Source organism: Streptomyces sp. NPDC012835, from assembly GCF_042900885.1.
GTDB lineage: Bacteria > Actinomycetota > Actinomycetes > Streptomycetales > Streptomycetaceae > Streptomyces.
Genome location: NZ_JBIBBW010000004.1, coordinates 405,487 through 432,386 on the forward strand (window position 1 = coordinate 405,487; position 26,900 = coordinate 432,386).

At 70.7% G+C, this 26,900-nt stretch carries 29 protein-coding genes, 1 tRNA gene, 1 pseudogene and 1 CRISPR repeat array; of the genes and pseudogenes, 11 read left to right on the forward strand and 20 right to left on the reverse strand.

Features of this window, described 5'->3' with window-relative positions:
• Positions 1-41: 41 nt before the first annotated feature.
• The 3 genes from ACFY6S_RS19950 to ACFY6S_RS19960 all read right to left on the reverse strand — a co-directional run bounded on the left by ACFY6S_RS19950 (position 42) and on the right by ACFY6S_RS19960 (position 2,057).
• Positions 42-827, reverse strand: a complete 786-nt coding sequence (locus tag ACFY6S_RS19950; RefSeq protein WP_388819330.1) for an electron transfer flavoprotein subunit beta/FixA family protein — start codon at positions 825-827, stop codon at positions 42-44.
• A gap of 199 nt (positions 828-1,026) precedes the next feature.
• Positions 1,027-1,533 (reverse strand): flavin reductase family protein, encoded by a 507-nt coding sequence (locus tag ACFY6S_RS19955; RefSeq protein ID WP_388819333.1) that lies wholly within the window; start codon positions 1,531-1,533, stop codon positions 1,027-1,029.
• A gap of 194 nt (positions 1,534-1,727) precedes the next feature.
• A complete protein-coding gene (locus ACFY6S_RS19960) occupies positions 1,728-2,057 on the reverse strand; it encodes a TlpA family protein disulfide reductase (protein ID WP_388819839.1) in 330 nt (109 codons plus the stop codon).
• A gap of 342 nt (positions 2,058-2,399) precedes the next feature.
• Between ACFY6S_RS19960 and ACFY6S_RS19965 the strand changes: the two genes are divergently transcribed.
• Positions 2,400-3,128: a lysophospholipid acyltransferase family protein gene (locus tag ACFY6S_RS19965; protein ID WP_388819335.1), complete on the forward strand. Its 729-nt coding sequence runs from the start codon at positions 2,400-2,402 to the stop codon at positions 3,126-3,128.
• Between the two features lie 109 nt (positions 3,129-3,237).
• Here the strand turns inward: ACFY6S_RS19965 and ACFY6S_RS19970 are convergent, their stop codons facing one another.
• From ACFY6S_RS19970 to ACFY6S_RS19985, 4 genes are all read right to left on the reverse strand, one after another.
• A complete protein-coding gene (locus ACFY6S_RS19970) occupies positions 3,238-3,849 on the reverse strand; it encodes a transglutaminase family protein (RefSeq protein ID WP_388819338.1) in 612 nt (203 codons plus the stop codon).
• 84 nt (positions 3,850-3,933) lie between these two features.
• Positions 3,934-5,022, reverse strand: coding sequence for a threonine aldolase family protein (locus ACFY6S_RS19975; protein WP_388819341.1), 1,089 nt, complete (start codon positions 5,020-5,022; stop codon positions 3,934-3,936).
• Positions 5,001-5,786, reverse strand: a complete 786-nt coding sequence (locus ACFY6S_RS19980; RefSeq protein ID WP_388819344.1) for an SDR family NAD(P)-dependent oxidoreductase — start codon at positions 5,784-5,786, stop codon at positions 5,001-5,003. Before ACFY6S_RS19980 ends, ACFY6S_RS19975 begins: the two co-directional genes overlap by 22 nt.
• A gap of 26 nt (positions 5,787-5,812) precedes the next feature.
• A complete protein-coding gene (locus ACFY6S_RS19985) occupies positions 5,813-7,210 on the reverse strand; it encodes a DUF6421 family protein (protein ID WP_388819346.1) in 1,398 nt (465 codons plus the stop codon).
• 412 nt (positions 7,211-7,622) lie between these two features.
• On the opposite strand from ACFY6S_RS19985, the gene ACFY6S_RS19990 reads away from it, so the two are divergent.
• Positions 7,623-8,306: a glycerophosphodiester phosphodiesterase gene (locus ACFY6S_RS19990; protein WP_388819349.1), complete on the forward strand. Its 684-nt coding sequence runs from the start codon at positions 7,623-7,625 to the stop codon at positions 8,304-8,306.
• 93 nt (positions 8,307-8,399) lie between these two features.
• Here ACFY6S_RS19990 and ACFY6S_RS19995 read toward each other — a convergent pair whose 3' ends face one another.
• Positions 8,400-8,951 carry a GNAT family N-acetyltransferase gene (locus ACFY6S_RS19995; protein ID WP_388819352.1) on the reverse strand — a complete coding sequence of 184 codons (552 nt, stop codon included), beginning with the start codon at positions 8,949-8,951 and terminating at the stop codon, positions 8,400-8,402.
• Between the two features lie 210 nt (positions 8,952-9,161).
• Between ACFY6S_RS19995 and ACFY6S_RS20000 the strand changes: the two genes are divergently transcribed.
• The 5 genes from ACFY6S_RS20000 (at position 9,162) to ACFY6S_RS20020 (ending at position 13,869) form a co-directional block, all read left to right on the forward strand.
• The gene (locus ACFY6S_RS20000) at positions 9,162-9,821 is read left to right on the forward strand and encodes a ThuA domain-containing protein (RefSeq protein WP_388819355.1); all 660 of its coding nucleotides are present in this window, start codon (positions 9,162-9,164) and stop codon (positions 9,819-9,821) included.
• Positions 9,806-10,897: a Gfo/Idh/MocA family protein gene (locus ACFY6S_RS20005; protein WP_388819358.1), complete on the forward strand. Its 1,092-nt coding sequence runs from the start codon at positions 9,806-9,808 to the stop codon at positions 10,895-10,897. The genes ACFY6S_RS20000 and ACFY6S_RS20005 overlap by 16 nt, the downstream gene beginning before the upstream one ends.
• 355 nt (positions 10,898-11,252) lie before the next feature.
• Entirely contained in the window at positions 11,253-11,933 is a 681-nt protein-coding gene (locus tag ACFY6S_RS20010) for a DUF5134 domain-containing protein (RefSeq protein ID WP_388819360.1), read from the forward strand.
• A gap of 85 nt (positions 11,934-12,018) precedes the next feature.
• Entirely contained in the window at positions 12,019-12,954 is a 936-nt protein-coding gene (locus tag ACFY6S_RS20015) for a M56 family metallopeptidase (RefSeq protein ID WP_388819363.1), read from the forward strand.
• Positions 12,955-13,146: 192 nt separating this feature from the next.
• Complete coding sequence (locus tag ACFY6S_RS20020; protein ID WP_388819366.1) at positions 13,147-13,869, forward strand: phosphatase PAP2 family protein; 723 nt, start codon at positions 13,147-13,149, stop codon at positions 13,867-13,869.
• 145 nt (positions 13,870-14,014) lie between these two features.
• Here the strand turns inward: ACFY6S_RS20020 and ACFY6S_RS20025 are convergent.
• From ACFY6S_RS20025 to ACFY6S_RS20040, 4 genes and pseudogenes are all read right to left on the reverse strand, one after another.
• Positions 14,015-14,176: pseudogene (locus tag ACFY6S_RS20025) on the reverse strand (IS5/IS1182 family transposase); the annotation flags it as partial.
• A gap of 44 nt (positions 14,177-14,220) precedes the next feature.
• On the reverse strand, positions 14,221-14,757 hold the full coding sequence (locus ACFY6S_RS20030; RefSeq protein WP_388819369.1) for a VOC family protein: 537 nt from the start codon (positions 14,755-14,757) through the stop codon (positions 14,221-14,223).
• Between the two features lie 178 nt (positions 14,758-14,935).
• Positions 14,936-15,250 (reverse strand): NUDIX domain-containing protein, encoded by a 315-nt coding sequence (locus tag ACFY6S_RS20035; protein WP_388819372.1) that lies wholly within the window; start codon positions 15,248-15,250, stop codon positions 14,936-14,938.
• Positions 15,251-16,227: 977 nt separating this feature from the next.
• A complete protein-coding gene (locus tag ACFY6S_RS20040) occupies positions 16,228-17,010 on the reverse strand; it encodes a DUF6415 family natural product biosynthesis protein (RefSeq protein WP_388819375.1) in 783 nt (260 codons plus the stop codon).
• Between the two features lie 59 nt (positions 17,011-17,069).
• Here ACFY6S_RS20040 and ACFY6S_RS20045 point away from each other — a divergent pair, with 59 nt between their 5' ends.
• The gene (locus ACFY6S_RS20045) at positions 17,070-17,525 is read left to right on the forward strand and encodes a hypothetical protein (RefSeq protein ID WP_388819378.1); all 456 of its coding nucleotides are present in this window, start codon (positions 17,070-17,072) and stop codon (positions 17,523-17,525) included.
• 113 nt (positions 17,526-17,638) lie between these two features.
• Here the strand turns inward: ACFY6S_RS20045 and ACFY6S_RS20050 are convergent, their stop codons facing one another.
• Positions 17,639-18,919 (reverse strand): helix-turn-helix domain-containing protein, encoded by a 1,281-nt coding sequence (locus tag ACFY6S_RS20050; protein WP_388819381.1) that lies wholly within the window; start codon positions 18,917-18,919, stop codon positions 17,639-17,641.
• Positions 18,920-18,974: 55 nt separating this feature from the next.
• Here ACFY6S_RS20050 and ACFY6S_RS20055 point away from each other — a divergent pair, with 55 nt between their 5' ends.
• Positions 18,975-19,670, forward strand: a complete 696-nt coding sequence (locus ACFY6S_RS20055) for an HAD family hydrolase (RefSeq protein WP_388819384.1) — start codon at positions 18,975-18,977, stop codon at positions 19,668-19,670.
• A gap of 55 nt (positions 19,671-19,725) precedes the next feature.
• Here the strand turns inward: ACFY6S_RS20055 and ACFY6S_RS20060 are convergent.
• The 7 genes from ACFY6S_RS20060 to ACFY6S_RS20090 form a co-directional block, all read right to left on the reverse strand.
• A tRNA-Ala gene (locus ACFY6S_RS20060) sits at positions 19,726-19,800 on the reverse strand.
• 75 nt (positions 19,801-19,875) lie between these two features.
• A CRISPR array of direct repeats spans positions 19,876-20,091; the repeat unit is 26 nt; unit sequence CGGACCACCCCCGCGCGTGCGGGGAC.
• A gap of 325 nt (positions 20,092-20,416) precedes the next feature.
• Positions 20,417-21,616 (reverse strand): glycosyltransferase, encoded by a 1,200-nt coding sequence (locus ACFY6S_RS20065; protein WP_388819387.1) that lies wholly within the window; start codon positions 21,614-21,616, stop codon positions 20,417-20,419.
• Between the two features lie 440 nt (positions 21,617-22,056).
• Positions 22,057-23,028 (reverse strand): hydroxymethylbilane synthase, encoded by a 972-nt coding sequence (hemC, locus tag ACFY6S_RS20070; protein WP_388819390.1) that lies wholly within the window; start codon positions 23,026-23,028, stop codon positions 22,057-22,059.
• Positions 23,025-23,528, reverse strand: coding sequence for an NUDIX domain-containing protein (locus ACFY6S_RS20075; protein WP_388819393.1), 504 nt, complete (start codon positions 23,526-23,528; stop codon positions 23,025-23,027). The genes hemC and ACFY6S_RS20075 overlap by 4 nt, the downstream gene beginning before the upstream one ends.
• A 274-nt stretch (positions 23,529-23,802) precedes the next feature.
• Positions 23,803-24,021, reverse strand: a complete 219-nt coding sequence (locus ACFY6S_RS20080) for a hypothetical protein (protein ID WP_388819396.1) — start codon at positions 24,019-24,021, stop codon at positions 23,803-23,805.
• On the reverse strand, positions 24,018-24,149 hold the full coding sequence (locus ACFY6S_RS20085) for a hypothetical protein (RefSeq protein WP_388819400.1): 132 nt from the start codon (positions 24,147-24,149) through the stop codon (positions 24,018-24,020). The genes ACFY6S_RS20080 and ACFY6S_RS20085 overlap by 4 nt, the downstream gene beginning before the upstream one ends.
• A complete protein-coding gene (locus ACFY6S_RS20090) occupies positions 24,146-24,346 on the reverse strand; it encodes a hypothetical protein (RefSeq protein ID WP_388819403.1) in 201 nt (66 codons plus the stop codon). Before ACFY6S_RS20090 ends, ACFY6S_RS20085 begins: the two co-directional genes overlap by 4 nt.
• A 402-nt stretch (positions 24,347-24,748) precedes the next feature.
• Here ACFY6S_RS20090 and ACFY6S_RS20095 point away from each other — a divergent pair, with 402 nt between their 5' ends.
• Positions 24,749-25,549, forward strand: a complete 801-nt coding sequence (locus ACFY6S_RS20095) for a DUF6585 family protein (RefSeq protein WP_388819406.1) — start codon at positions 24,749-24,751, stop codon at positions 25,547-25,549.
• Positions 25,550-26,100: 551 nt separating this feature from the next.
• Positions 26,101-26,811 (forward strand): HAD family hydrolase, encoded by a 711-nt coding sequence (locus ACFY6S_RS20100; RefSeq protein ID WP_388819409.1) that lies wholly within the window; start codon positions 26,101-26,103, stop codon positions 26,809-26,811.
• The last annotated feature ends 89 nt before the right edge of the window (positions 26,812-26,900 follow it).

The following is a 26,900-nucleotide window of genomic DNA, read 5'->3' on the forward strand; positions in this document are numbered from 1 at the left end:
CGCGTACGAGGTATCGGGGCGGGCGGGTGAGCGGCCTGGGCTCAGATGAACTTCTGCTCCACGAGGAACCCGGCCAGCTGCTTGCCGCCCTCGCCCTCGTCCTTGACGATCGTGCCCGCCGTACGGGCCGGACGCTCGGTGGCCGAGTCGACGGCGGTCCAGGCGCCCGCGAGACCGACCTCGTCGGCGTCGATCTCCAGCTCCTCCAGGTCCAGCGACTCCACCGGCTTCTTCTTGGCGGCCATGATCCCCTTGAAGGAGGGGTAACGGGCCTCGCCCGACTGGTCGGTCACCGAGACGACGGCCGGCAGGGACGCCTCCAGCTCCTCGCTCGCGGTGTCGCCGTCACGGCGGCCCTTGACCACCGTGCCGTCGACCGAGACCTCGGACAGCAGCGTGACCTGCGGAACCCCGAGCCGCTCGGCGAGGATCGCGGGCAGCACACCCATGACACCGTCGGTGGAGGCCATGCCGCAGACGACCAGGTCGTAGCCGGTCTTCTCGATGGCCTTGGCGAGGACCAGCGAGGTGCCGATGACGTCCGTGCCGTGCAGATCGTCGTCCTCGACGTGAACGGCCTTGTCCGCGCCCATCGACAGCGCCTTGCGCAGCGCGTCCTTGGCGTCCTCGGGGCCGACGGTCAGCACGGTGATCTCCGCGTCGTCCGCCTCGTCGGCGATCTGGAGCGCCTGCTCGACCGCGTACTCGTCCAACTCCGACAGCAGACCGTCGACATCGTCACGGTCGACCGTCAGGTCATCGGCGAAGTGCCGGTCGCCGGTGGCGTCGGGCACGTACTTCACACAGACAACGATCCTCAAGCTCACGCCGGCTCTCCTACTGCATCGTCATTTCCGGGCTGCCTTGTTGCACGCAGCATAGGCGCCTTGTCGGGCGGTTTCCGGTCGGGGAGACCGGCACACCGCAGTAAATATTACTCACCAGTACATCCAGAGCATGCCCGCTGAGCAAGCGCTTGGAACTGTGACCTACCCAACGCGGCAGGAGAGCGCGTCGCGGGAACTCTCAGTCCCGCAGCGCGTTGAAGCGCCCCTGGTGGTAGAGGAGGGGACGGCCCGCGCCGGCGGACTCGCCGGTGACGGCCTGGGCGACGACCAGACGGTGGTCGGCGGCCGGGACGCGGGCGACCACCCGGCAGACCAGCCAGGCGACCACGCCGTCGAGCACCGGAACGCCCTCGGGCCCGTCCCGCCAGCCGGTGGGCGGGGCGAACCGGTCGGCGCCCGGGCGCGCGAAGGTGGCGGCCAGCTCGGCCTGGTGCTCGCCGAGTATGTGCACGCCCACGTGCGTGGCCCCGGCCAGGACCGGCCAGCTGGACGACGTGACGCCCACGCCGAAGGTGAGCAGCGGCGGTTCGGCGGCCACGGAGCTGAGCGAGGTGGCGGTGAAGCCGACCGGCCGCTCGCCCCGTGCCGTGATCACCGCGACGCCCGCCGCGTGGTGCCGGAAGACGGAGCGGAGCAGCGCGGGAGAGCCCGGCCGGGCGGTGGACGGATCGGCTGAGGTCGTCATGGAGGGGGTCCTTCCGCGAGAGGGGCGAACGGGGGCCGTGGGCGCTCGGACGCCCGGACAGCGGGTGCGCACGCCGGGGCCCGGCCCGCCGGGGCCCGCCGGAAGCGGCCGGGGCCCCGCCGCCGTCCCGTCAGGGTGCCGGCGGCCGGCGGGCGGGTCGGGCGCGTTCCCCGCGCGGGGCTCGGGACGGCCCGTCACACCGCTTCCCCCAGCGCGGCGATCACATCCGCCTTGCGCGGCTGCCCGGTGGCGGAGCGGACGATGCGGCCGGCGGCGTCGAGGACGAGGGTGGTCGGGGTGGCGGCGATGCCGAGTTCCCTGACGAGTTCGAGCCGCTCCTCGGCGTCCAGTTCCACATGGGAGACACCGTCGACCATCGCGGCCACCTCGCCGAGGACGCGTCTGGTCGCCGCGCAGGGACGGCAGAACGCGGAGGAGAACTGGACGAGCGTGGCCCGCTCCCCCAGTTCCGCGCCCAGCTCGTCCGCGCCCAGAGCCTCTCGTACGGGTCTCGCCGGGCTCACCGGGCTCGCGGGGTCGGGCGCCGCTCCCCGGTCCGTCCCGATCCGACCGTACGACCCCAGCCGCTTCGCGTCCTCATCTGGCACCGTCAGCCTCCGGGTTCCGGCGCGGCTTCGGGGCCCGTGCCGCCCGTCGCTCCCGCCGTCGTTCTGTCGTGGTGGGAGCGATCACGTCACCGCCGAATATTCCGGACTCGGGGGCGGAGTGACGAGAATCTCGCCCCGCACACAGACCAGGACTGGCCACGGGGCCGCGTATGGGGCACGATCGGCGGAATGCCGAAAACCTACGGCTGCGTAACTTCCGCCGGGAGAACCTCCCCGGAACAGAAGGGTCCTCCCCAGATGGCAGAGCTCGTCTATCGGCCGGTCATCGGCGCCGCACGCACGATGTTCAAGGCGCTGGACCTGAAGATCGACACGCAGGGTTCGGAGCACATCCCGCGTACCGGCGGTGCCGTGCTCGTCAGCAACCACATCAGCTATCTGGACTTCATCTTCGCCGGACTCGCCGCCCTGCCGCAGAAGCGTCTGGTGCGCTTCATGGCGAAGGACCAGGTCTTCCGGCACAAGATCTCGGGCCCGCTGATGCGCGGCATGAAGCACATCCCGGTGGACCGCAAGCAGGGCGAGACGGCCTACGCGCACGCGCTGGACTCGCTGCGGGCGGGCGAGATCGTCGGGGTCTTCCCCGAGGCCACCATCTCGCAGTCCTTCACGCTCAAGAGCTTCAAGTCGGGCGCGGCCCGCATGGCGCAGGAGGCGGGCGTCCCGCTGATCCCCGTCGCGCTCTGGGGCACCCAGCGGGTGTGGACCAAGGGCCGGCCCCGGAACTTCAAGCGCAGCCACATCCCGGTGACGATCCGGGTCGGCGAGCAGGTGGAGGCACCCGCCGACCAGTACGCGGGCGCGATCACCCGGCGGCTGCGCGACCGGGTGCAGGAGCTGCTGGAGGCGGCGCAGCGCGCGTATCCGGTGCGGCCCAGGGACGCGAGCGACACCTGGTGGGTCCCGGCCCACCTCGGCGGTACGGCGCCGACGGCGACCGAGGCGCGCGAGGCCGACAGGAGCTGACGGGACGGGTGCGCGGAGGACGGCTGAAACGTCTCTCCGCGCACCTGTACGCGTCCGGGGGCCGGGCCGGGCCCGCCTCGGCCGTCGGACCGTCTCCCCCACCACCGCGTCAGCCCGTCGCGGCGAGCTCCGTGGGCAGCGTCCGCCAGAGGCGGGCCCGGTCGGGGGCCGCCTTCAGTGCGTCGAGCACGGCCGGGTGGGGCGCCGCGTGGAGCAGCGGGTAGTCCACCTCGCCGCACTCCGGGCGTACGGTCCAGGCCAGCCGCTCCTCCGCCAGGGAGAACCGGGCGTCGACGCCGGGCTTGTTGCCGCGCGGATCCTGCCGGAACCACCGCGCTCCGCCGGGGAGCCGGACGGCGACCAGCCCGTGGACGACCGGGTCCCGGCCGTCGTCGTCGGTGAGCCGCTGGTAGCAGAGGGCCGCCGGGATGGACTCGGCGCGCAGCAGCGCGGCCAGGGCGTGGGATTTCGCGTAGCAGATGCCGGTGCGCAGAGCGAGGACGTCCGAGGCGCGCCAGGTGACCCGGGGGTCGTCCGCGTCGTGGGAGTGCGGGATGTGGTCGCGGACGAATTCGAAGGCCGCCTTGGCGTATGAGTATGCGTCGAGACCGGTCCCGCGGAGGCGTGCGGCGGTTGCCCGTACCTGTGGATGGTCATGATCGATGGCAGCGTCAGCGCCGAGATAGGGGGAGAGATCGGGATTCTGCTGGATCAGGCGCATGACGTCGAGCATAGATATGCACTCAACCGAAAAGCAATACTCTTACGGTTGAGTGCATACCCATGCGTCGCGAGACGGTCCGGCTTATGCGGCCATCTCTTCCTTCAGTGCCTGGACGAAGGCGTCGACGTCGTCCTCGGTCGTGTCGAAGGCGCACATCCAGCGGACGTCACCGGCCTTCTCGTCCCAGAAGTAGAACCGGAAGCGTTCCTGGAGGCGCACGCTCACCTCGTGCGGCAGCCGGGCGAAGACCGCGTTGGCCTGGACCCGGTGGAGGATCTCCACCCCGTCCACCGCGCCCACGCCCGCCGCGAGCCGCTGGGCCATCGCGTTGGCGTGCCGGGCGTTGCGCAGCCACAGGTCGCCGGCGAGCAGCGCCTCCAACTGGACCGAGACGAAGCGCATCTTGGACGCCAGCTGCATGGAGAGCTTGCGCAGATGCGGCATCGCGCGGACGGCGTCCGGGTTGAGGACGACCACGGCCTCGCCGAAGAGCATCCCGTTCTTCGTCCCCCCGTAGGAGAGGACGTCCACTCCCACGGTGTTGGTGAAGGCGCGCATCGGCACGTCCAGCGACGCGGCCGCGTTGGCTATCCGGGCGCCGTCGAGGTGGACCTTCATGCCGAGGCCATGGGCGTGCTCGCAGATGGCGCGGATCTCGTCGGGCGTGTAGACCGTGCCCAGCTCGGTGTTCTGGGTGATCGACACGGCCTGGGGCATGGCGCGGTGCTCGTCGTCCCAGCCGTACGCCTGCCGGTCGATCAGCTCGGGGGTGAGCTTGCCGTCGGGCGTCGGCACGGTCAGCAGCTTGAGTCCGGCGACCCGCTCGGGCGCGCCGCCCTCGTCGACGTTGATGTGTGCGGACTCCGCGCAGATGACCGCGCCCCAGCGGTCGGTGAGCGCCTGGAGCGCGACCACATTGGCGCCGGTGCCGTTGAAGACCGGGAACGCCTCCGCCGACTGCCCGAAATGGCTGTGCATGATCCGCTGGAGATGGCCGGTGTAGTCGTCCTCGCCGTACGCGATCTGGTGGCCGCCGTTGGCCACGGCCAGCGCCGCGAGGATCTCGGGGTGGGCGCCGGCGTAGTTGTCGCTGGCGAAGCCGCGCACCTCCGGGTCGTGGTGGCGGCGCGCGTCCGTCGTACGGGACCTCACGGTCCTGGGGTCAGCCACAGGCGGTTTCCATTCACTTCCCGGGCGGGCCGGTCCCAGACGCCGACGATGGCCTCGGCCAGGTCCTGGACGTCCGTGAAGCCCGCGAACTTCGCGTTCGGTCGCTCGGCGCGCATCGCGTCGTGCACCAGCGCCTTGATCACCAGGATGGCAGCCGCGGCCCGGGGCCCCTCCTCGCCCCCCGCCTTGCGGAACGCGTCGCCGAGCGCGAGGGTCCACGCCTCGGCGGCGGCCTTGGCGGCCGCGTAGGCGGCGTTGCCCGCCGTGGGCTTCGACGCGCCCGCCGCGCTGATCAGGACGTACCGTCCCCGGTCGCTGCGCAGCAGTCCGTCGTGGAAGGCCAGCGAGGTGTTCTGGACGGTACGGATCAGCAGCTTCTCCAGCAGCTCCCAGTCCGCGAGGTCGGTCCCGGCGAAGGTGGCGCCGCCGCGCCAGCCGCCGACGAGGTGGACCAGGCCGTCGATCCGGCCGAACTCCTTCTCCGTGCGGTCGGCCCAGGCCCGGGTGGCGGCGGGGTCGAGCAGGTCCACGGTGTCACCGATGACGGTGGCTCCGCCGTGGGCGTAGCGGGCGGCGTCGACCGCCTCGGCCAGCCGCTCGGCGTCCGCGTCCGCGCCGACGACGGTCGCGCCGGCCTCGGCGAGCCTCAGCAGAGCGGCGCGCCCGGCCGGACCCGCCGCTCCGGCCACCGCGACGACGGCGCCGTGCAGCACTCCGTCCGGGTCGGCGGGGCCGGCTCCGCTCGTACGGGCATTGGCGTCCATACCGGTCTCCTCCTGGCTCGGAACGCTCACGCGGCCACGCGTCCGGTGTCCGTCGCGGTGATCCCCTTGGTGGAGGCGATCACACTCTTCAGCTTCTTGGAGAGCGCCTCGTAGAACATGCTGAGCGGAAACTCGTCCGGAAGCACCTCGTCGACCAGTTTGCGGGGCGGCTGCGTCAGGTCGAGGGCGTCGGGGCCCTTGGCCCAGCGGGAGCCGGGGTGCGGGGCGAGATAGGTGGAGACCAGGTCGTACGCGGCGAACCAGTGGACCAGCTTGGGGCGGTCGATGCCCGCCCGGTAGAGGTCCTCGATCTCCGCGCAGAGCTGGTTGGTGACGGCGGGCGCCCGCTCCCAGTCGATGCGCAGGGTGTTGTCCGTCCAGCGCACCACGTCGTGCCGGTGGAGGTAGGAGAAGAGCAGCTGGCCGCCGAGACCGTCGTAGTTCTTCACGCGCGCGCCGGTGACCGGGAAGCGGAACATCCGGTCGAAGAGCACGGCGAACTGCACGTCCCGGCCCTGCGGGAAGCCGTCGGCCTCCAGTCGCACGGCCTCGCGGAACGCGGTGAGGTCGCAGCGCAGCTCCTCCAGTCCGTACATCCAGAACGGCTGGCGCTGCTTGATCATGAACGGGTCGAAGGGCAGGTCGCCGTGGCTGTGGGTGCGGTCGTGGACCATGTCCCAGAGGACGAACGCCTGCTGGCAGCGCTCCTGGTCACCGACCATCTCGCGCAGGTCGGCCGGCAGCTCGACCCCGAGCGTGGCCACGGCGGCGTCGATGACCCGGCGGAAGCGGGCCGCCTCACGGTCGCAGAAGATCCCGCCCCAGCTGAACCGGTCGGGCGCCTCGCGCACGGCGATGGTCTCGGGGAAGAACACCGCCGAGTTGGTGTCGTATCCGGAGGTGAAGTCCTCGAAGGTGATGCCGCAGAAAAGCGGGTTGTCGTAACGGGTGCGCTCCAGCTCGGCCAGCCAGTCGGGCCAGACCATGCGCAGGGCGACGGCTTCGAGGTTGCGGTCCGGGTTGCCGTTCTGCGTGTACATGGGGAAGACGGCCAGATGCTGCCGTCCGTCGGCGCGGTCGGCGGCGGGCCGGAAGGCGAGCAGTGAGTCCAGGAAGTCGGGGACGGCGAAGCCACCGTCCGACCATTTGCGCAGGTCGGACAGGAGTGCCTGGTGATAGGCGGCGTCGTGCGGGAGCAGCGGGGCGAGCTGCTCGACCGCGGCGGTCACCCGGTCGAGTGCGACCTCCACCAGCGCGCGCGCCGGAGCGCCCTCGGCGGTGAAGTCGATCGATCCGTCCGCGGACTGCCAGGGGCGGATCTCCTCGACGGCATTCTTGAGTTCCGGCCAGGCCGGGTGATCGATCAGCCTGCCGACGCCGGTTATCCCGGATACAGCGGCGTCCTTCGCAAGAATTTCCGTCATGTCACTTCCTCACCGTAGATCCTGGCGTGATCTCACCGTATAGGCCCCTGGTTCCCCCGTACAACCGGAGTAAGCGGAAAACATCCTGTCGATACCCGGTGGTCACCGCTGTTTTTCCTGTGATACAGGGAATCAGCGTGCACTTTCCACGGATGGTGCGTGGCCGGGTCCGGTGACCGGGACGGTGACCAGCGCCGCGACCGGCACAGCCCGCCCCGAAGGAGCGGTGTCCGGCACGTCCGACCGCGGGGCGGCCGGACGGCGTCGTAGTCGTCGTAGTCGTCGTAGCGGAGCCACCAGGGCTTTTGGCCAAAACGGCGAGCGAGCGTGCCGGACACCGCGACGGGGCGGAGCGTGCCGGGAGGGGCACTAGGCTCGGCCCGGAGCGGCCTTCGACGGAAGTGAGACTGTCTTGACTTTCCACACCATCGGTCATCGCGGAGTGATGGGTGTCGAACCGGAGAACACCCTGCGTTCCTTCCGCCACGCCGAGCAGGTCGGCATGGACGCCATCGAACTGGATCTCCATCTGAGCAAGGACGGCGCCCTCGTCGTCATGCACGACACCGAAGTGGACCGTACGACCGACGGTACGGGCGCCATCGCCGACCGGACCCTCGCCGAGCTGCGGGAGCTGGACGCGGGGCTGGGCGAGCGCGTACCGGTCTTCGAGGAGGTGCTGGAGGCCGTCGCCTCGCCGGTCCAGGCCGAGATCAAGGACGTGGCGGCGGCGCGCGCGCTGGCGGCGGTGATGCGGGAGCGCGGGCTCGTGGAGCGGGTCGAGGTGTCGTCGTTCCACGACGAGGCCGTGGCCGAGATCGCCTCGCTGGTGCCGGGCGTGCGCACGGTGCTGATCGCCAGCCGCTGGGGCCCCGACGTGGTGGACCGCGCGAAAGCGGTGGGGGCCGCGCGGCTGGCGCTGAACATCCGCAGGCTGACCCTGGAGGTCGTGGAGCGTGCGCACGGCGAGGGACTGGGAATCATCGGCTGGGTGGTGAACACCCAGGATCAGCTGCGGCTGGCGCGGGCTTTCGGGCTGTCCGCGGTGACCACCGATTTCCCCGAGATCCGGCGGACCGGGCGGTTCACGGCCTGACCGCGACCGCCCGCGACCGCGAGCCGGCCGGCGGAGGCCCGGACGACGAGGGCCGGGCCCTCGGAGGGCGGGACCGTGGGGCCGGGAGCGCCGTCAGACCAGCGGCTTGACCAGCAGCTCGAACTCCAGGCCGGGGCGGCGCGGCACGCCGAACCGCTCTTCGCCGTACGGGAAGGGCCGCCTCTTTCCCGTACGGCGGTAGCCGCGCCGCTCGTACCAGGCGATCAGGTCCTCCCGCGCCGTCAGCACGGTCATCTCCATCTCACGCACGCACCAGCTCTCGCACGCCAGACGCTCGGCGGTGGCTATGACCCGCCGGCCGAGACCGCCCCCCTGCGCCCCGGGCCGAACCGCGAACATGCCGAAGTAGGCCGATTCCCCTCGGTGTTCGAGCTGGCAGCAGGCGGTCAGCCGGCCGGCCTGCTCGACGGCCAGCAGCCGGCTCCCGGGAGCCTGTATGACATCGAGCACCGCTTGTACGTCGGTGCGCCGGCCGTCCAGGAGGTCGGCCTCCGTCGTCCATCCCGTACGGCTGCTGTCGCCCCGGTAGGCGGACTCCACCAGATCGACCAGGGCCGGCGCGTCGGCGGCCGTGGCGTCCCGGAAGGTGAGTTCGCCGAGGGGGTGCGGTGCGGTGGTTTCCATGGTGCGCGGGTTCCTGTTCCGGTCCGGTGCTGGGACGCCGCAGCGTAGCGCGGCGGCGCGGCGTAGCCGGGGGCCGGGGCGGGCAGGGTCAACGGGGAGCGCGGCGGCATCGATACGGGCAGCCGCGCAGCGCAGCGAACCGGACCCGAGCGACCGAACAGAACCGAAGCGAAGCGAACCGAAGCGAACCGACAGGAGTGTGCGAGGACCTTGACATCCCGAGCCCGGCAGGCCCTGGTCGTCCGTGGCGGCTGGGAGGGACACCGGCCCGTGGAGATCACGGAGCTGTTCCTGCCCTTCCTGCGCGACCACGGCTACACCGTCCGCACATCCGGCACCCTGGACGTCTACGCCGACGCCGAACTGCTCGGCACCACCGACCTGGTGGTGCAGTGCTGGACGATGGGCGAGCTGTCCCCCGAGCAGAGCGCGGGACTCGCCTCGGCGGTCGCTGCGGGCACCGGGCTGGCGGGCTGGCACGGCGGCATCGTCGACTCCTTCCGGGGGGATCTCGGCTATCAGCTGCTGACCGGCGGCCAGTTCGTGATGCACCCGGCGGGCTTCTCCGAGCACGGCGTGACGCTCGTCGAGGAGCGCGCCGACCATCCCGTGATAGCCGGACTCGGTGACTTCCGGGTGCACACGGAGAAGTACTGGCTGGCCACGGACCCGCTGATCGACGTACTGGCGACCACGGAGTTCGCGGCGGACGAGCACCGGTCCCGGCCGGTGACCATGCCCGCCGTATGGACCAGGAGCTGGGGCGCCGGACGCGTCTTCGTCTCCGCCATCGGCCACAAGCCGGACGACTTCGACGTGCCCGAGGTGCGCACGCTCACCGAGAGGGGTCTGCTGTGGGCCAGCCGCTGAGGATCGGCATGGTGGGGGCGGGCGCGATCAGCGGCGCCTATCTGGACACCCTGGAGCGGCTGGCCGACGACGTACGGCTCACGGTCGTCACGGATCTCGATCCCCGCCGCGCCGCCGCCGTGGCCCGGCGCGTGCGGGGCGTACGCGCCACGGGTACGGTCGCCGAGCTGGTGGCGGCCCCCGACGTCGACGCCGTTCTCAATCTGACGCTTCCGGCGGTCCACGCCGAGGTGGCGCTGACCGCGCTGGCCGCGGGCAAGCACGTCTACGGGGAGAAGCCACTCGCCACCACCCGCGCCGAGGCGGACCGGCTGCTGGCCGCCGCCGCGGCCTCCGGTCTGCGGATCGGCTGCGCCCCCGACACCGTGCTGGGCACCGGAGTCCAGACGGCGCGCGCGGCCGTCGACGCGGGGCTGATCGGCACTCCGGTCGCCGCGACGGCCTTCATGACCACCCCGGGCCATGAACGCTGGCACCCGGACCCGGAGTTCTACTACCGGCCGGGCGGCGGACCGCTCCTCGACATGGGGCCCTACTACCTGTCCGCGCTCGTCCATCTGCTGGGGCCGGTCGTCGAGGTCAGCGGCGCGGCCTCCAGGCCCAGGGCCGAGCGGGAGATCGGCTCGGGGCCGCGGGCCGGCGAACGTTTCGCGGTGGACGTGGACACCCATGTCACCGGCGTGCTCCGGCACGCGGGCGGGGCGCTGACCACGCTCATGATGAGCTTCGACATCCAGGCCGCCAGGCTGCCGCCCATCGAGGTGCACGGCACCGGCGGATCCCTCTCGGTTCCCGATCCGAACCGCTTCGACGGGCCGGTGGCACTGCACCGGACCGCCGGCGGGTGGGAGACCCTCCCCGTCTCGGCCGGATATCCGGGCGCGGCGCGCGGCACCGGTCTCGCGGATCTGGCGCGGGCACTGGCCGAGCGGCGGCCGCACCGGGCCTCCGCCGAGCTGGCGCGCCATGTCCTCGATGTGATGCTGACGCTGCTGGACGCGGCGCGGGAGGGCCGGGCGCTGCCGGTGGCCAGTGCGTGCGTCCGACCGGAGCCGGTCGCGTACGTGCGGCCGTGACGACCGGGGTGCCGGGACGGCGGGGACGGCTGGGATGGCGGGGATGGTCGGGACAGCCGGGATGGCGGGGACAGCCGGGATGGCGGGGATGGTCGGGACAGCCAGGACGGCAGGGACGGCAGGGACGGCAGGAGCAGCGGGGACAGCCGGGACAATCGCGACAGCCGGAACGTGCGGAGCGACCGGAAGGAGTGGAACCGGTGCTTCCGTGAAGTGTGCTCCCCCTGTGTCCCGTTGCGCCCGTATGCGCCCGTATCCGGGCCGGCCGCACGGGGCATGACCTTGCCGACACCGTTGCCGATGCCGATGCCGTCCGAACGGCTGATCGGCCGAGGACGATTCGGGGAGGTGCGCGGTGCATGGACCGGCGACGGCCGGCTGGCTGCTGGTCGCGCTCTGCGCGGCGTCCGGGGGGCTGTGCCTGCTCCGGACACGCAGCGCGGCGGCGGAGCAGCGTGGTTCGGCGGGCGACGAGGCGTTGATGGGGTTCGGGATGGCGGCCATGGCGGTGCCCGCCGCCGTGCTGGCGCCGCCCCGCTGGGTCTGGCTGGTGTACGTGGTGGTGTTCGGCGGGGCGGCACTGCACGCGCTCCTGCCTGCGCGCGGCCGGTGGGGGCGGCGGCACCCGCACCCGCACCCGCACAGGTCGCATCATCTGCTGGGCACGCTGGCGATGGTCTACATGGCAGGGGCGATGGCCACCGCGCCGAGCGGCGGCCACTCCTCCCACGCGGGGGGTGGCGCGGGCGGGGCGCCGCTGGTCACCGGCGCTCTGCTGTTCTACTTCACCGGCTATGTGCTGTGGGCGGGCAGCCGTCTGGTGCCGCTGCCCGCCCAGGCCAGCGCGCGGGGCGGCGGGGACACAGCGACCACGGCGGCCATGGCGGCCGTGGCTCCGCTGCCCGCGAGGGCGGCGAGGGAACCCGGCGTGCCGAGGCCGGCGGGTGTGGCGGGCTGGGGCGACCGTCCCGAGCTGGCGTTCGCCTGCCGGCTGTCCATGGGGCTGGCGATGCTCGCGATGCTGCTGACGGTCTGAGCCATGCCGCGCGGAAACGTGTCGTGGATCACTTGCCCGGCAAGACGATACCCATGAGCGGGGCCCCGCTCATACTCTGGTGTCCATGATGGTCTCCCTGGCACTGCTGCTGCTCGGAGCACTGGCCGCCGTCGTCGCTCCGCGACTGCTGGCGCGAGCCGAATGGCCCGAGCGCGAGCCGGTGGTGGCCCTGTGGGTATGGCAGTGCGTGGTGGCGGCCGTCCTGCTGAGCTTCGCGCTCTCCATGGTGTTCAGCGCGGCCGCCGCGTGGCTTGCGGTACGGGGACACATGTTCGCGCCCGCGCCGCGCGGTGTGGTGGAGGCGTACGCCTTCGGTTCGCACCGGCCCTGGTCGGCGGTGCTGGCGGTGGTGCTGGCGAGCGGCGGACTGTGGACGGCGGCGATGCTCACCCGTGAGATCCACCGGGCGCGCGGTCGGCGCAGGCGGCGTCGCGAGGAACTGCTCGTACGCGCCCCCGTACTGCCCGGCGAGGAGCCGGCCGGCGAACGGCTCGTGGTGCTGGAGGGTGAGCGCCCCGACGCCTGGTGGCTGCCCGGCACCGCGCCCCAACTGGTCATCACCACCGCCGCGTTGCGTCGCCTGAAGGGCCGTCAGCTCGACGCCGTGCTCGCGCACGAGCAGAACCACGCGCGCGCCCGGCACGACTGGCTGCTGCACTGCTCGGGCGCGCTGGCGAACGGCTTCCCGCAGGTGCCGGTGTTCGCGGCGTTCCGTGACGAGATGCACCGGCTGGTCGAGTTGGCAGCCGACGATGTCGCCTCACGCCGCTTCGGCCGGCTGACGATCGCCCTCGCGCTGGTCGAACTCAACGAGGACCGGGGCGTGTTCGGCCCCGGCAACGCCCCGGACGCGCAGTTGCCGCAGCGCGTCAACCGGCTGCTCTCCCCGGTCCCCCGGCTCACCGCTGCCCGCAGGCTGCGGCTGACGGCGGCGGCGGCGCTGGTGCCGGTGGTACCGGTGCTGGTCGCCTTCGTACCGGCGCTGCGCACGCTGGGCTGAGTCCGCCTCTGCGGCTTCTGCGGCTTCCGCCGCGTTCCGCGCGTTCCGGCGCCGCGCTCCTGGTCCGGCGCGTCGACCCATGTCCGGGCGGTCGACCTGTCGTCCGGCAGATCGGCCCACGCACGGGCGACGGGGCGCCGTCCGGGCGACGGATCTGGCCCGAAGGCTCCGCGATGAGCGAGGATCGCTCGCATGCACTCCCCCTCCGCTCCGGTCCCCACACCCGCTCCCCACCCGCCCGGACAGCCCCCGGCACCCCGTCGCACCCCGTCGCCGGGGGTTGCCACCGCCCTCGGGGCCGGCCTCCTGGGGCTCGCTGTGCTGCTCACCGCGCTGGTCACGGCCGAGTGGGGGCCGCTGCTCTCCCTCGACCGGGCGGTGGCCGGGTGGCTGCACGGGCAGGCGGTGGCCGAGCCCGGCCTCACCCGGGTCAACCGGCTGCTCAGCGACTGGCTCTGGGACCCTTGGACGATGCGTGCGCTGACGGCGCTCGCCGTGGTCGTGCTGTGGCTGCGGGGCGAACGGCCGCCGGCTCTGTGGGTGGCGGCCACGAGCGTGCTGGGGTCCCTGGCGCAGCAGGCAATGAAGTGGGCCGTGGACCGGGACCGGCCACACTGGCCGGACCCGGTCGACTCGGCCCATTTCGCGGCGTTCCCCTCGGGACACGCCATGACGGCCACCGTCACCTGCGGCCTGCTGCTCTGGCTGACATACCGTCACGGCGCAAGCCCCTGGGTACGGCGTACGGCGGTGGTCGTCGCGGTCGTATCGGTGGCCGGAGTGGGGTTCACCCGATTGTGGCTGGGAGTGCACTGGGTTTCGGACGTCGTGGGCGGCTGGCTGCTGGGCGGTGCGCTGGTCTGGCTCTCGGTCGCCACGTACGGGCGGTTGGCCGTGTCCCGGCGGGGATGGTGACCCCGGAACACGGCCTGGAACGGGCGTAGGACATGCGAGGTGTACGTCTCGACTTCTCGCATCCGCACACAGCCCGCTGTACGTCTGGGATCGACGAGCGCGACAGGCACCCGGATCTTGGCGGGGAGATCGCCCTCCCGCGCCTGGCAGACAGCGCGTCCCACCGGGCGCGGCAAGATACACGGGCCGTGCCTCCGGCGCCCAAATAGCCTCTTTCGGCTCAGCAGTTGACGCCGACCTCGGCAAGTGCGTCGATGATGCCGTGGCTACGGTCCGCACGGACGTCGTGGACGGCCCCCGGGAAGGCGCGGCGCTCCTTGGCCGCCGGCCCGGCGCCTGCGCGCCCCGGCATCATGGGCCGGTCGTCCTGACCGGTGCACTGCTGCGCCCGTGGTGTCGACCGCTCAGCTCGGCGTCGAGTGTCTCCTGAGCCACCCGCATGGCCTCGGCGTAGACAGGGTCTTGCAGCCGCTTCCACATGTCGTCCTCAGCGACGTCCTCGACGCGGCTGACCACCCACCAGATGTTGCCGAAGGGGTCCTTGATACGCCCTCCGCGCTGCCCGAACGCGTCATCCGCCAGAGCGGTGACGACCTGGGCGCCGGCCGCGACGGCCTGTGAGAACGCCTCGTCCGCGTCGGCGACGAAGACGCGCAGCAGGCTCGGCATGGTGGGCCAGTCCGCGTGCCGGTCGAAGGCCAGCACGACGGTGTCGCCGACCCGGATCTCACCGTGCCCGATCAAGCCGTCCTCGGTCGGCACCCGCCCGAGTTCCTCGCCCTCGAACGTCTGGGTGACGAAGTCGAGGAAGGCCCCCGTGTCATCGGTGACGACCCAGGGCGCAACGGTCGTGTAGCCCTCCGGCGCGGCACTGGTCTGCTCGGGCATCGCGGTCCTTTCGCTGATATTGGTGTCGGGCAGTGACGATAGACGTGTATTAGGTCAGCTCCTGTCCTGAACAGCAGTGGGATTGGGCCGCGGCCGGTCCTGCCTCGCAGCTGCTCGTCCTGGTCTTGCCAGAACCGCCGTGGGCTTCCGGCTTCCGTCATCGCAAGGTCAGATTCCGTCATCGCAAGGTCAGAGAAAGCTCGTTGCTGTGAATGTCGTCTCGATTCGCTTCCGGGGTTACGTCGCCCTCATGGACGCCGACCACCCGTGGAGTGGGCGTATCCGGCTCCGGCTCGGGGGTGACGAGGTCCGTCTCCGTCGCCGGAAGGCGCAGGCCCGCGAAGACGAACGCGAGGCGGTCGCGGCGGCCGGGGGCAGTGGCCTGGACCGATTCCACGGAGAACAGGTCCGTGGCGTGTACGTCCGCCTCGATCCCCAACTCCTCGCGGACCTCCCGTCGTACAGCTTCCATTGGAGACTCTCCGGCCTCCACAAGTTGCGACCCTTAACCCGATCCGGTCGCCGTGGGTGGTGCTGCGGGGCCCCTGGAAGCGGACCCCGCAGCGGGGGAGCCCCGACCGGCGACGGCACGGGAAACCAGGCCAGTCGGGGCGTTCGATCCGTTCTCCGCAAGCTGGTCAGCGCTGCGTGGGGCAGTGGTGTGTCTTCAGGTGGCTCGGACTATCAGCGCGACGGCCAGGGCAGCCACCGCCGCCGCGCACGCGATCAGCGTCAGCCCCATGCTGATCAGTGCCACCATCACGCGTTTCTGGCCATGCTCCTCGTCCCTCACGGTGTACGGACCGCCAGAAGCAACCCGAGCGCGATCAGCGCACCACACGCCATCACCCCCAGCCCCCAAGCGATCCGGGCGGCGGCGCGTCGTGTCGTTCGCTTCATCCCGTACTCCCGGTGGGCAGATCCGGCTCCTGGTGGGCAGATCCGCCGGCCGTTCATCGCGGATCGGCACGGCGGGCAATGTAGGGACGGACGGGGGTCTCGCCGGACTGGTCGTGCATGGCCGCCAGCCGCTCGGTGCAGGCTCCGCACGCATACAGGGGGGTCTCGCCGCCGCGCGGGCCGACCAGTTCACCGACCCGGCCCACCTGAAGCCCACCACGGTCACAACGGAAACAGTCACCCATGACCACCCACCCACGCACCTCCACATCCCACCCCGTCACAAACCCTCCGTCGTCCCGCAGTCGCACCCACAGAGCAAGACGCCCGGCAACGCCGACCCATGACCGGACTCCGGACCGTGAACCGTGCCCGTGCAGCGGTGCGGGGAGACCAACCCGAAGAGATCAGCGGCCAGACACGGCGCGCACAGCACCCCACCACCCGCAACCACCGACACACCGGCGGACGGGAGCGCGACACCACGGAAAAGAACAGTGACCCCCCGCTCCTCACACCAGACCCCCACGCCACCACCGACACAGACATAGCCATCGTCACAACAACAGGTCATCGCGCCCGCCGCGCAACAAGCCGCAAAGCCGCCCCAGCCTCACAGACCACACCAGCCGACCGGTCCAGACGGCGCCCATGAGCATCAGCCAGAACGCGGGCCACCCGAGCAAGAGCCCGCAACTGCACCCATGTCCTGACACGGTCCTCCCGCGGCGCAGCGGCGAGAAGCTGCTCAGCATCCCGCAGAGCCCCGGCAACCAGCGCCCGGTCCCGCTCCACGTACTCCCCGCGCCGCGCCTCCGTCATCGCGACCAGCATGGTCAGGTGCCGCCGCATCAGCTCGGCCCGGCCGGTCAGCACCGCATGCGTCGCGCGAGCCTGATGCGACGCCAGCGCGGCATCACAGTCACCCGCGATGCCCCGGACACTCTCCTCCACCGAGCAGGCGGAACACGCCTGCAAATGATCCAGCAGGGCGCGATGGGCGCTCTCCAGGCGTTCCACCGTCTCCAGCCGCTCACGCCCGGCCCGAAGGAGCGCCGCCACCCTCTCCGGATCGCACAACTGCCCGGGACTCTCCGGTGGCACGGACCAGTACGGCCGCCGCCCCTCGGGAACAGTGCTGCCGACAGACGGGACGGCACACCACACACCCGCCCCGAGAACAACACCCGGCGGACCGGCCCACACGCCGGCGGTACCGACTGGGACCAACGCGTAGAACCACACCCCCGGATCACAGATCACCGGCCCACCCAGAACCGACAGCGCGCCACAGACACCCGAAGGCACGCCGCCGGCCACCCCGGCGTGCACCAGATCGGCCGACGCCTTCACAGCATCGAACTCCCGACCGACAGGAAGCAGAGCGGGAGCACCCCTGTCCCAATCGCGTTGTGCCTGACCCGCGTCATCAGCAGCACACAACAACCATCGAGCGATCGATTCCGACGATGCCCGGCCTTGCATCGCCGGCCTCACCGTACGAGACCCAGGACGCCGCGCAGGACCAGCTGAAGCTGCACAACATCGGTCCAGAGACGGCGGCCGTGGCGGGGAGGGATGAGCCAATACACGCCCGGCGGCGCCTGCCGGCTGCCCACGGGCAGGTCGAAAAAGCCCTCTTCGAGCAAGACCGTCTGCGGAACGTCCCAGTGCGCGCTGTTCCCCGGCTGTACGAGGAAGAGCACCGATGGCGCTACCGGCACCGGATTCACTGCGACAGCACCCGGGGCGGGGAGCTGGTCCAGGGCCTGAAGCGCGTGGAAACGCGCAACCCGTACGGCATCGCCGCCCGCTCCCAGGAGTCTGGTCTTCGCGGGCAGGGGCGGGCTGATTCCACCGTTGACTGAGGTCTTCATGCGCTTCGCCTCCGTGGCGGTCGCTTACTGGTCCTGAGACCGTACGAAGGTTGCGGGCGCACACCCCGAACTGAGAGTTCGGGGGAACGCTCAGTTCGGGGCGGTCAGATCACGCCGAGTCGTTCAGCAAGGTCAGTGACCTGGTCGCGGTAGGTAGGCCGGACGCGCCCCAGTAGGCCATTGACCAGAGCGAGTCCCTGAGCGCTGCGCACCAGGTCCTCGGGGGCCAGCTCCTCCAAGCCCAGCAGGTGCACGTAGACGGAGGCGTCTTCCCCGCGCAGGTGGTGGCAGCGGGCCACCTCCAGGCCGAAGGTGAACCGGCGCTCGCGAGAGGGCAGCCCGGTCGTGTCAACGAGGTCCGCCAGCCTGAGTGCTTCTGCGGCTTCGCCAGCCAGCATCTCGATACTCATCGCGTGCAGCGACACGTTGGTCGGACCGAACACGGTGCGCTGCACATTCCCCTCACCAGCACGATCTCCGAGTACGGCAGCCTTCTTCTCCAGGCGCTGCCGGGCGTCCCACCATCGGCGCTGCCGGGCGTCCGCGACGACCGCCACCAGCTCCAGGGCGCCACGTAAGGCTGTCAGTTCGGGGGTGTCTGCTTCTCTCCTGCACTGGTCGACAGCGTTGAGAGCGACGTCCTTCGCTTCCTCGACCGCTCCGGCCCGCTCGTCAGAGAGCAGGACGTGTCCGAGATTCCACTGGGCACTGGCCAGCCGGACCGGGTCATCGGCTTCCTCTGCTGCCCGGATCGCACGGTCTGCGGCCATGAGCGACAGATCCAGGCGGCCGGCCCGGCGGCAGTAGGACCTCAGCAGCCCGTACAAGTCGGCGGCCGTGCGCAGGGTGTCGCGGCGAGCCTCCACGTCCGTTCCGCGCCGATGAGTCTGGATGGCGTGCTCCACATCACCGATCAGCTCGGGGAGTGTGTCCTCGGCCTCAGAGAACCGCGTCTTGCTGGACTGCCAGGTTGCCCAGGCGCTCTCAACCCGCTCACGCAGAACGACGGCAGGAACCGCTGGCGTGCCGCTGGCTGGTCTTCGGTAGCCCATGAGGGCTCCGGCGATGTCGGCGGCGGCTCGGTCAGGGGATGTCGGTTCGGTGACGGTGCTGTCGTTGAGCAGTGCACCGATCGGTACCTGTAACTCGGCGGCCAGGCGGGACAGAACGTCCACGGACGGCGTCTTCCGGCCCCCCTCGATCAGGGAGAGGTACCGCACGGAGATGCCGCACAGTCCCGCGATGACCGGCTGGCTTCGGCCGGTGGCCTTCCGGTAGCGCTTGACCCGGTCTCCAAGCCGGTTATGTGGAGAATCCATGCCGTCGCCCTTTCGATGGCTTGGGGGTTCCGTCAGCGTAAGGCCGATTTCGAGCAGCGCCGACAAGCAGTCCCCGTTCGTGTGAGAACTTGTACTGAACCCCCAAGTACTTGGAGGACGTATGGCACGGCTGGTGCTGTGGGATATCGACCACACCCTGATTTCGACGCGGGGCGTAGGACGGGACCTGTCCGCTGCGGCCTTCCAACGGACACTTGGCGTCGAGATGCGCGAGCAAGCCGCCATCGACGGCATCACAGAACCCGTCATTTTTCGGGAGACGGCAACGCTACACGGCCTGGCGACGGGCCGGGCCGACTTCGAGCGCTTCGCCCAGGCCCTCGCCGAAGAACACCTGACGCGCGCCGCCGAACTGCGCGAAGGCGGCCATGCCCTACCCGGCGCTGCTGCCGCTCTGGAGGCTCTCGCATCGTCTCCGGGAGTCACACAGACCGTGGTGACGGGGAACATCCGGCCCGCGGGTGAGATCAAACTCAGCGTGTTCGGCCTTGACCGCCACATCGCCTGGGACGTCGGCGCCTACGGGGAAGACGCTGACGACCGCGCCGATCTCGTACAGCTTTCTCTGGAGCGCGCCGGATTCGCCGCACGCGATGCGGTATTGATCGGCGACACACCAGCAGACGTCAGGGGCGGGCGCGCGCACGGCGTGTACGTGATCGCCGTAGCAACGGGCAAGAACAGCGTGGCAACACTTCGCGGCTCGGGCGCCGACACGGTCCTGCCCGACCTACGGGACACTGCCGGCCTGGTGAAGGCCGTACTGAACGGGGCAGCAGTTCCGATCACGGAGTGACGCCCCAACACACGACGAAAGCGCCCCTGCCCGACCGAGGCCAAGCAGGGGCGCGGGCGGGGCGGCCGGATTCGAACCGGCGTCCTCCTCCATGCTGTGTAGGCGCACTACCTCTGTGCTACGACCTCGCCAAGGCGTGATCATAGCCACGGCAAGGTAGTCAGTCGATCGGGTAAGGGACCAATGCAAGTGGGCTCCCCGGCGGCGGACCACCCCCGCGCGTGCGGGGACGACCGACCCGGCGTACAGGTCGCCGGCGACCTTGCCGTACGGACCACCCCCGCGCGTGCGGGGACGACTGTGCACGGGTCCCGCACCATCTACACCAGCCCGGACCACCCCCGCGCGTGCGGGGACAACTCCAGCTCGCCGGGGCGGTCGTGGTGACCCGGAGGACCACCCCCGCGCGTGCGGGGACAACACTTCCTGACCTGGGCTTCTCGCGCCGCATCAGCGCCGCCAGCATCAGTCGGCTCAGCCCGACCATACCCGCAGCCCTACGTCGCCGTCAGCCGTCAGCCGTCGCAGGAGTCGAGCATCCGCTCCAACGCCGCGACCTCCTCAGAGTTCGCCGCCAGCCCATGGTCGAGCTTCGCCGAGATCCGGGCGCGACCGTACGTGCACCCAGTAGCTCGGCATCGGCTTCCGTCGCGCGGGTTCCCTTGCCGCCCTCAGAACGGTGCGAGCCGGCCGATACGGCGAGGAGCTGAGAGCGGGGCAGGTCGTTGGCGAACGCGCAACACGTCTCAGCGTGCCAGACCGACACTCAGCAGCAGGTCGACCAGTCTGGCCGCCGCGTCGGGGAGCCCCTGGGCTGCTGCTCGTTCGGCCATGTGCTCGCGGTGTTGCCGGGACGTGATGAGCGGTTCCAGTGCCCGGCGCAGTTCCTCGGGGTTCGCCCGTTCCCCTGTCAGTGCGACGGCTGCCGCGGCCTCCTGGAGGTGCAGCGCGTTGTGTGCCTGTTCGTTCCCGGCTGACGATGCCAGCGGGATCAGGACGGACGGCTTGCCCAGTGCCGTCAGTTCGGCGATCGTGCCGGCGCCGCTTCGGGCGATGACGACATCGGCCAGGGCAAGCACATCGGGCAGCTCCGGTCCGACGAAGTCGCTCACCCAGTACCGGCTTCGCAGCCCGGCCGGGAGCGTTCCGGCGAAGTGGCGCGACTGCTCCAGTGTCGTCGCCCCGCACTGGTGGATGACGTTGGCGACCGTCAGCAGCCACGGCAGGATGTCGCGGACCAGGCCGTTGATCTGCGCGCTGCCCTGCGCGCCGCCCGTCACGTACACGCTGGGCAGGGCGCTGTCGAAGCCGGACAGCCCGAGCGAAGCCAGGGCCTTCTCGGGCTCCCCGGTGAAGACCGCCGGGCGTACGGGGTTGCCGGTCACCACTGTTGAGGCGGCCACTCTTCTCGGCAGCAGCTTCACCGAGGACTCGGAGGAGACCGCGACGGCCGTGGCGAAGCGCGACAGAATACGGTTCGCCAGCCCGAGGCGCACGGTCTGCTCGTGCACCACGAGCGGGGTCTTCGTCATGCGGGCCGCGAGCCCCACCGGTACGGCGACGTAGCCGCCCGTCGACAGGATGACGTCCGCCTTGTAGTCGGCCGCGATCGAGCGGGCTTCGACGACGCCTTTCGGTACGCGGCCCATGTCGCGCACGTTCTCCCGGTTGATCATGGCCAGTGGGTTCGAGGAACGCCGCAACTTCCCCGTGGACACAGCCTTGAAGGGGATGCCCTCGGCCGGCGCGACACGCGCTTCGAGTCCTTCGGCCGTGCCCACCCACAGGACATCGAGGGACGATCCGAGGGAGGCGAGCCGGGTCTGCAGTTCGCGCACAGCGGTGAGTGCGGGATAGGTGTGCCCGCCCGTTCCTCCGCCCGTCACGATGAGCCGGAACGGCCGGTGCAAGGAGGCCGGACGGGTGGAAAGGTCGTCGCTGTTCACTGAGGGACGGCATCCGATCGTAAAGTTCTCGACCCGCGCCAGGAGCTGACGGGCATACGAACCTCGCGGACGATATCAGGCGTGTTCGCCTCGGCGAGGGTCGCCAAGGGCTGAGCGGCACTGTTCACGCGCCCCCGGTGCGAAGGGTGCACTTTTCGACTTATCTAATACGCAAATTCCCCCTCTAAGTTTAGAGCGAAATAGACGCAGGTCAGGACAGGTCTTGGCCGCATTCAGACACGAAACGGCCCCGCCCTGAAAGGCTTCCGGGCCTCTCAGGGCGGGGCGCGATTCCCACATGGTGTAACCGGGGCCAGCGCGAATCGGCAGGGTGTTCAGGGCGTCCCGGTACACCGAGCCCGCGCGGGGCGTGAATGACACCATCCCGCCGCAACAGGTTCCCGGCGGCCGTGATGGCGACCAGGGCTCTTTCTCGTCGGTCAGTGCGGAATGCCGGCGATGATCTCGCGGGCGCCCTGCCGCAGCAGTTCCGCGCAGACGCGGGCTCCGAGAGTGGCCGGGTCGTTGGTTCGCTCTCCCCAGATGTGGGCGTGGACGAACTTCGAGCCGTCGCGGGAGAACACCATCCCTCGCAGGCCGAGTTGCCCATCGGGCTCGGTGACGCAATGCCCTGCGATGGGGCTGTTGCAGTGCCCTCGCAGACCGTGGAGCATTACCCGCTCCGCCGTCACCTCGGTCATGGTCTTCGTGTCGTTGACGCCGGTCAGGAGCCCGCCCACGGCGTCGTCGTCACGGCGGCACTCCAGACCCAGGACACCCGCTCCCACCGCCGGGAGCAACTGGTCCGTCGTGAAGACCTGTGCGCCGCGGTGCTGAAGACCCAACCGCTCCAGCCCTGAAGTCGCCAGGATCATGGCGTCCAGCTTGGTGTCGATCTTCTTCTTGCCGTCCAGCTTTTCGATCCTGGTTCCCACCGCCCCCCGCACCCGTACGACATTCAGGTCCGGGCGGACCCGGTTGATCTGGGCTTTTCGCCGTACGGCGGAGGTGGCGACCGTGGCACCGGCGGGAAGGTCATCGAGTGTCCGCATCTCGGACCCCTCGGGAAAGAGCAGGACGTCCCGTACGTCGTCGCGCGGAAGGTGGGCGGCGAAGACCAACCCCTGCGGCATAGCTACGTCCCCGGGGACGTCCTTGACGCAGTGGACGGCCATGTCGATCTCGGCGCGCTGGAGCATGACGTCGATCTGCTTGACGTAGAGGCCCTTTCCACCGAGCTGAGCCAGGTCTCCCTGCCATAGGTCCGCCTCCGTGGTGACGGGGACGATCTCGATGCTGATCTCAGGCTCGCGCTTGCGCAGCAGGACGGCGACCAGGTCGGCCTGAGCCAGTGCCATCGGTGAACTGCGGGTGCCGATCCGTAAGATCCGGTCGGCCGGGAAGTGGTTCACGGTGTGGTGATCCTCTCGTTGTGGGTCTCAAGGTAAAGCGTCTGGCCGGGGAGCTGGAGCGGTCCCCGGATACGGGCCGCGATCCTCGGGTGCAGGAGGTCCAGAGCATCCTCGGGCCTCGCCCAGGCCCATCGGTCCAACTCGTTGAACTGCAAGGTGATACGGTCCGTCTCCGTCTCCGAGAGGCATGGGCCCGCGAAGACAAACGCGAGGCGGTCCCGACGTCCACGGCGGGTGGCCTGGACCCATTCGACGGCGAACAGGTCCGCGGCTTGTACGTCGACCTCGATCCCCAGCTCCTCGTGGACCTCACGCCGTAGAGCTTCCACCGGAGACTCCCCAGCCTCCACCAGACCGCCCGGAAGGGCCCACGGAGCACCGGGACGCGCCGGATGAACGATCAAGATGCTGCGGGCCCCTGGAAGCAGGGCCCCGCAGCGGGAGCCCCGGCCGGCGACGGCCGGGGGAACCAGAGGCCGGTCGGGGGGCGACCCGCGCACCGCGAGCTGATCAGCGGTGCACGGGGGGGGGTCAGTGGTGTGTTCTCAGACGGCTCGGACCGTGAGCGCGATGACCAGAGCGGCAAGAGCCGCTCCACACGCGATCAGCGTGAGCCCCATGCTGATCAGAGCCACCATCACGCGTCGCTGGCGGCGGTCCTCGCCCTTCATCCAGTACGGGCCGTCAAGACCAGCCCGAGCGAGATGAGGCCGCAGCACACCATCACCCCGAGCCCCCAGCCGATATCGGCGACCGCACGCCGCATGGTTCTGTTCATTGCTGCTCCTGGTCGGTCGGGAAGCCCCGGCCGGTGCTCCTGTCCCGCGCGCGGTCCGCCGTCAGTGCGCGGGAGTCTCCGGAGTGGCAGGTGCAGCCGCAGCAGAGACGGAGAGCGACCCGCCCGTCCACGCGGATGCCCTCGTCGCCATCGCACAGCTCGTGTTCCTCGACCCGGCACTCGGGGCGGGCCGGCGGGCCCGCAGGCGCGGTCACTGCTTCTCGCCCTCGTCTCCGGGGCGGCGGCTCTTGCCGTGCCCCTCGTACTCGGTACAGCGAAGCGCATCGTCGGGGTGCGGGATGAAGCAGAGGCCGGGGATGTTGACGGTCTCCTGCCCGGTCATCGTGCGCCCACCTGGAGCAGGTGGGCGACTGCGGCCGGGGAGCACAGGACGCGGGCGTGGGCGGGCGGTACGGTCCAGTGGATGCCCTCCGGCCCGGTGCGGTCCAGGCGCGGCACCGTGAGGTGGGTGCCGTGGCCGAGCGCGCCCGCGTGCGGCGAATCCCAGTCGGCCGTCGTCCCCGGCGCGACGAAGGCCAAGTACCAGCCGGGCGGTGATCAGATCACCGGGCCGCTCAGCGGGGCGAGGACGGTCGCGACGGCTGAGTGCTCGTGTGCGCCGGCCGCCGCGTGCACCAGGCGCTGCGGCATCTTCACCGCGTCGAAGTGGGTACCGAGGGCGAGGATCGCGGGTCGCCCGTCAGCCCAGTCCCGGTGCGCGGACTCGGGATCCGGGATGGACGATGCCAGCCAGCGAGCGATGGGGGCGGCGACGAGAGCGGGGGACCGTCCCAGCCCGAGGGCGCGGGACCGTCCGCATAACCGATGCGCCGGGCCGGGGCGCTCTTCCCGTACGGGCTCCTCTCCCCGATAATGGCCCTCCGCTGTCTGGCCTTGGGGGGGCTTGTGTCGGATCGTGGTTCCACTCCTGTTCCACCCACCATGCGCAGAGTCGCGCGGGACTTCGAACTCGGGTCGCGCCAGGGGCTGGTGTGGACCGAGCCCAAGCGCTTCCCGTGGATCGTGGTGCTGCTGCCGACACTGGTCGGACTGCCGGTGCTCTGGCTGGGGATTTCGGCCGCAGTGGAGGGCCAGCGGAGCCACGGCGCCTGGTACTACGGGCTGCCGCTGCTCATCTTGGGGACCGCCATAGTCGCCGCAGCCGGGTATTTCCTCTTCCTCGCGCTCACGAGACGGCAGGCGCAGGTCTGGGTAGGTCACTACCAGCACGGCATCGTCCGGGAGGTCGCTGGGCACGTGCCGGAGGCGTACTCATGGGACGAGATCGACGGCATTCGGCGGAGCAGCACCAAAGTGACGAACGGGATCACCAGCGTCACCACACACGAACTCTGGGTGCGTCCCCGTGAGGGCGCCGAGATCACGGTGACCGACGCGTACAAGGGGGTCGCACAGTTCATCGACGAACTGGACAAGACATTCACGCACGTACGGCTGCCGCAGGACAGGGACCGGCTGAGGGCGGGCGAACGGGTCGACTTCTTCGGGGCCCACCTCGATCCCGCCGGTGTCGGGTACCTCGACCACCGGCTCGACTGGCGCGAGGTCGGCCGGGTCGCGGTGAAACAAGGCTGGCTGGAGATCCATCGGCACGGCGACGGAAAGCCGTGGGCCAGGCTCCCCGTAGAGATGGTCCAGAATCTTTCCGTCTTCCTGGCCCTCGCCGCAAGGATGCGCCGGGAGGCGGCCGGGAAACGGCCGCGACCAGACGATCCGGCCTGATCCGGCGAAGGCTGGCGCTCCGGCAGCAGGTCTGGATCAACGAACAGACCCCGGCGGTCACCGTGCCTGGGAGAGGAACTACTTGCACCTCTCAAACAACCGCATTGCACCAGGGCCACCAAAGGACCACCCCCGCACGCGCGGGGACTACCGGCAGAGGTAGCGGGCGGCGGTGTCCACGAACGGACCACCCCCGCACGCGCGGGGACTACGCTTCCTGACCTGGGCTTCTCGCGCCGGTTCAGTGCCGCCAGCATCAGTCAGCTCAGGCCGACGATACCAACAGCACCATGGCGCCTTACTGCCGATCGCGTCACTGGTCGCAGGTGCCCAGCATCTGCTCCAGCGCAGCGATTTCCTCGGGGTTGGCCGTCAGGCCGTAGTAGTGCTTCATATCGACTGGGGTTCACCCGATGGTGGCCGGTAGCGCACTGGGGTTCGGACATCGCGTGGGCGGCTGGCCGCTCGGTGGGCGCCGGTCCGGCTCTCGGTCACCACATACGGGCGGTTGGCCTTGTCCCGGAGGTGGTGGCCCGGCGAGTATCGGACGTATGACGTTCAAGGGTGTACTTTTCGACTTCTCCGGAACCTTGTTCCGTATCGAATCAGCGGGGTCCTGGCTGCGGGCCGTGCTCGACGAGTCGGGGGTCGCCGTGCCCCCCGACGAGGTGCGGCGGTACGCGATGATGCTGGCCGTGGCCGGGGCGCTGCCCGGCGGTTCGTCGCCGCAGCGCGTCCCGCCGGAGCTGGCGGAGGTGTGGTCGACCCGGGACGAGAGCGCGGAGCGGCACCGTGCCGCCTACACGGGGATGGCGCGCCAGGTGGAGCTGCCGGCCCCCGGGCTGTACGACGCGCTCTACGACCGTCATATGACCCCGGCCGCCTGGCGCCCGTACGCCGACGCCGCCGAAGTGCTCGGCACGCTGCGGCGCGGCGGGGTCGGCATCGGTGTGGTCAGCAATATCGGCTGGGACCTGCGGCCCGTCTTCCGCGCCTACGGGCTCGACGCCCTGGTGGACACGTACGTCCTCTCGTACGAGCACGGCGTCCAGAAACCCGACGCGCGGCTATTCCGGGTGGCCTGCGAGGAGTTGGGGCAGGATCCGCACGATGTGCTGATGGTGGGCGACGACCGGGAGGCGGACGGGGGCGCCGCCGAGCTGGGCTGTTCGGTCCACTTCGTGGACCATCTGCCGGTGGAGGAACGGCCCTGCGGGCTGCGCCCCGTCGTCGCCCTGGCCGGCGCGGGCCCGCTGGCCTGACACCGCCACACGCCCGGCCCGGACTCCGGGCTCCGGGCTCGGGGCTCCGGGCTCGGGGCTCCGGGCTACGGGCGGGGACGCCGCTCGGA

Excerpts from the sequence above, each read along its gene's own strand:
- ACFY6S_RS20015 (WP_388819363.1), top strand. The coding sequence starts at position 12,019 with ATGATGGTCTCCCTGGCACTGCTGCTGCTCGGAGCACTGGCCGCCGTC.
- ACFY6S_RS20100 (WP_388819409.1), top strand. The coding sequence starts at position 26,101 with ATGACGTTCAAGGGTGTACTTTTCGACTTCTCCGGAACCTTGTTCCGT.
- ACFY6S_RS19970 (WP_388819338.1), bottom strand. The coding sequence starts at position 3,849 with ATGCGCCTGATCCAGCAGAATCCCGATCTCTCCCCCTATCTCGGCGCT.
- ACFY6S_RS19965 (WP_388819335.1), top strand. The coding sequence starts at position 2,400 with ATGGCAGAGCTCGTCTATCGGCCGGTCATCGGCGCCGCACGCACGATG.
- ACFY6S_RS19980 (WP_388819344.1), bottom strand. The coding sequence starts at position 5,786 with ATGGACGCCAATGCCCGTACGAGCGGAGCCGGCCCCGCCGACCCGGAC.
- ACFY6S_RS19995 (WP_388819352.1), bottom strand. The coding sequence starts at position 8,951 with ATGGAAACCACCGCACCGCACCCCCTCGGCGAACTCACCTTCCGGGAC.
- ACFY6S_RS20030 (WP_388819369.1), bottom strand. The coding sequence starts at position 14,757 with ATGCCCGAGCAGACCAGTGCCGCGCCGGAGGGCTACACGACCGTTGCG.
- ACFY6S_RS20085 (WP_388819400.1), bottom strand. The coding sequence starts at position 24,149 with ATGACCGGGCAGGAGACCGTCAACATCCCCGGCCTCTGCTTCATCCCG.
- ACFY6S_RS19985 (WP_388819346.1), bottom strand. The coding sequence starts at position 7,210 with ATGACGGAAATTCTTGCGAAGGACGCCGCTGTATCCGGGATAACCGGC.
- ACFY6S_RS19955 (WP_388819333.1), bottom strand. The coding sequence starts at position 1,533 with ATGACGACCTCAGCCGATCCGTCCACCGCCCGGCCGGGCTCTCCCGCG.
- ACFY6S_RS20095 (WP_388819406.1), top strand. The coding sequence starts at position 24,749 with ATGCGCAGAGTCGCGCGGGACTTCGAACTCGGGTCGCGCCAGGGGCTG.
- ACFY6S_RS20020 (WP_388819366.1), top strand. The coding sequence starts at position 13,147 with ATGCACTCCCCCTCCGCTCCGGTCCCCACACCCGCTCCCCACCCGCCC.
- ACFY6S_RS20055 (WP_388819384.1), top strand. The coding sequence starts at position 18,975 with ATGGCACGGCTGGTGCTGTGGGATATCGACCACACCCTGATTTCGACG.